The 2,522-nt window shown below is 30.3% G+C and carries 3 protein-coding genes; all 3 read left to right on the top strand.

From position 1 onward, the window contains the following. Positions 1–382, top strand: a 382-nt coding sequence (locus tag SOY52_RS08030) for a thiamine ABC transporter substrate-binding protein (RefSeq protein ID WP_320848436.1), incomplete at its 5' end; no start/stop codon positions are given. Positions 383–385: 3 nt separating this feature from the next. Further along, positions 386–2,059, top strand: coding sequence for an iron ABC transporter permease (locus tag SOY52_RS08025; protein ID WP_320848435.1), 1,674 nt, complete (start codon positions 386–388; stop codon positions 2,057–2,059). After that, on the top strand, positions 2,040–2,522 hold a 483-nt coding region (locus tag SOY52_RS08020), incomplete at its 3' end, for an ABC transporter ATP-binding protein (protein ID WP_320848434.1). The genes SOY52_RS08025 and SOY52_RS08020, both read left to right, overlap by 20 nt.

The following is a 2,522-nucleotide window of genomic DNA, read 5'->3' as shown; positions in this document are numbered from 1 at the left end:
ATATGGCCTTTTCACAGAGGGTGAAGCCCCAATTGTTCTGTCATATACAACTAGTCCTGTTTATCACGTACTTTGGGAAGATACAACAAGATATCAAGCCCTCATATTTGATGAAGGACACTCAACTACTATTGAATCTGTCGGTATCTTAAAGAATGCTAAAAATAGAGCCAATGCTGAAAAGTTTGTTGACTTTATTTTAACAGAGGGTCAAAAGGAAACTGCTATTGCAAATTCAATGTATCCAGCAAATTCAAAAACAGAGCTTCCTGATGCATATAATTGGGCCCCAAAACCAACTCTTTTACATCTTGATGCAGAGGTAATTGCTCAGAATCTAGAAAAATGGTTAAATGAGTGGACAGAGGCAATGGTTAACTAGTAAATGATAAGAGAAGGTAGAAACTACTACAAATTAAACTCTATTTTTGCCAGGATTATTTTATTCCTGGTGTTTCTCCTTCCGTTAATTTTTACTTTATCAAAGGCTTTTTTTACAGCTAATGGTTTTACATTAGATTTAGTAAAAGAAGCCTTTACATCTACTTATAACTACAAAATTCTTTTATTTACTATAAAGCAATCATTATTTTCAGCCATATTATCTATTTTAATAGCACTTCCAGGAGCATTACTTTTCTCAAAATATAATTTCAAAGGAAGAAAGCTTATACTATCACTTGCATCGCTTTGCTTTGTATTACCATCCATTTTAGTAGTATTAGGATTTGTTATTTTTTATGGAAATAATGGAGTATTAAATAAATTATTAAAAAGTTTATTAAACACAAACGATAGCGTAGTTAAAATACTATATTCCTTTAAAGCAATTATTTTAGCTCATGCTTTTTTAAACTTCCCAGTTGCTTTAACTCAATTAACAAGTTATTTAAATAGCCTTTCAAGAGACCAAGAAAAATCGTCATATTTGCTAGGAGCTTCTAAGGTAAAGACATTTTTTAATGTTACGTTCGCTCGCATGCTCCCTGCATTAATCTCCTCATTTTTGCTAATTTTTCTCTATTGCTTTACCTCATTTTCAATAATTTTAGTATTAGGTGGAGGTCCTGAATTCACAACTCTAGAGGTAGAAATATACAGAACAAATAACATACTTGGAAACAGTAATAAGGCTGCAGCGCTCTCCATATTTGCCCTTCTTTTTAACACAATAATTGTCATTCTAAGTATCATTGCTTCTAAAAGAACACAATTAACTGAAAATATTAACTCTAATTCATTAAATAAGATTAAAAATAAGGGTATTAAAGTATTATTAATAATTTACATTGTCCTATTATTATTCTTTATTTTAGGTCCACTTTTATCTGTAGTTTATCGTTCATTCGTATCCACTTCAAATAGATATGGTAAAGGATTTTCTATAAAAGCTTATCAAGAACTATTTGGTCTTCAAACAAGTGTTTCATCAATGAAGGATGCTTTTACAGCTCTATTAAATAGTATATTAATAGCTTTTATTAGTAGCTTATTTGCAACTCTTCTTTCATTAAAAATTTCTCTTTATATTACAAGATTAAAGAGTTCTGTAGGTGAATTATTAGCAATGCTGCCAATGATGGTATCATCAGTTACTATTGCTCTTGGTTTTTCTTTTATTAGAGCAAAAATGCCTATAAGAGGAACTTTAGTTTCTTACATCTTCATTCTACTTGCTCACTTTGTAATAATATTACCATTTAGCTTAAGAACACTGTTACCTATAGCCCGCTCAATTGATGAAAGAATTATTTATGCCTCTTACACATTAGGTGCAACAAATAAAAAAACATCAAAACTAGTTGAAATACCTCTATTAAGAGGAGCTTTATATAGAGCATTTAGTTTTTCATTTGCTCTCTCAATGGGAGAAATCAATGCAACTATGACACTATCAGAAGGTAAGATTACAACTCTACCACTACTCTTATATAGATTAATTAATTCATACAATTATCAAGGAGCCTGTGCTGTTGGAACTATTTTGATATTAGTTGCATTAATTGTATTTATTACATCAGAATTGATAGGAGGAAAAAATGGAAAAGCTCAAAGTTGAAAATTTAAGAGTTAAATATAAAAACTTTGATTTAGATCTTTCATTTTCACTTTTTGAAGGTGAGTTTGTATCTATTATTGGACCTTCTGGATCTGGTAAAAGTACAATTCTCTCTGCAATTGCAGGATTAAATGAATCTTTTTCAGGAAAGATTTATTTAAATGGTAAAGATATTACTAATGAAAAAATTCAAAATAGAAATATCGGTATGGTATTCCAAAACTATTCACTCTTTTCCAATATGGATGTTGAAAAGAATGTTGGTTATTCCCTTAAGATTAATAAAGTAAATAAGAAAGAAATAGCTAAACAAGTAAAGGAATTACTTAATCTTGTAGGACTTTCTGGATATGAAAAACGTAAAGTTACTACCCTTTCGGGTGGAGAAGCACAAAGAGTTGCTCTTGCTCGTGCACTTGCTAGAAAACCTGAAATACTATTACTTGATGAACCACTTTCTGCT

It is taken from the genome of Bullifex sp. (genome assembly GCF_034103065.1).
In the GTDB taxonomy this organism is placed as follows: domain Bacteria; phylum Spirochaetota; class Spirochaetia; order Sphaerochaetales; family Sphaerochaetaceae; genus Bullifex.
The sequence above is the reverse complement of the archived record's forward strand: the minus strand, read 5'-3'. Positions and strand labels throughout refer to the sequence as shown.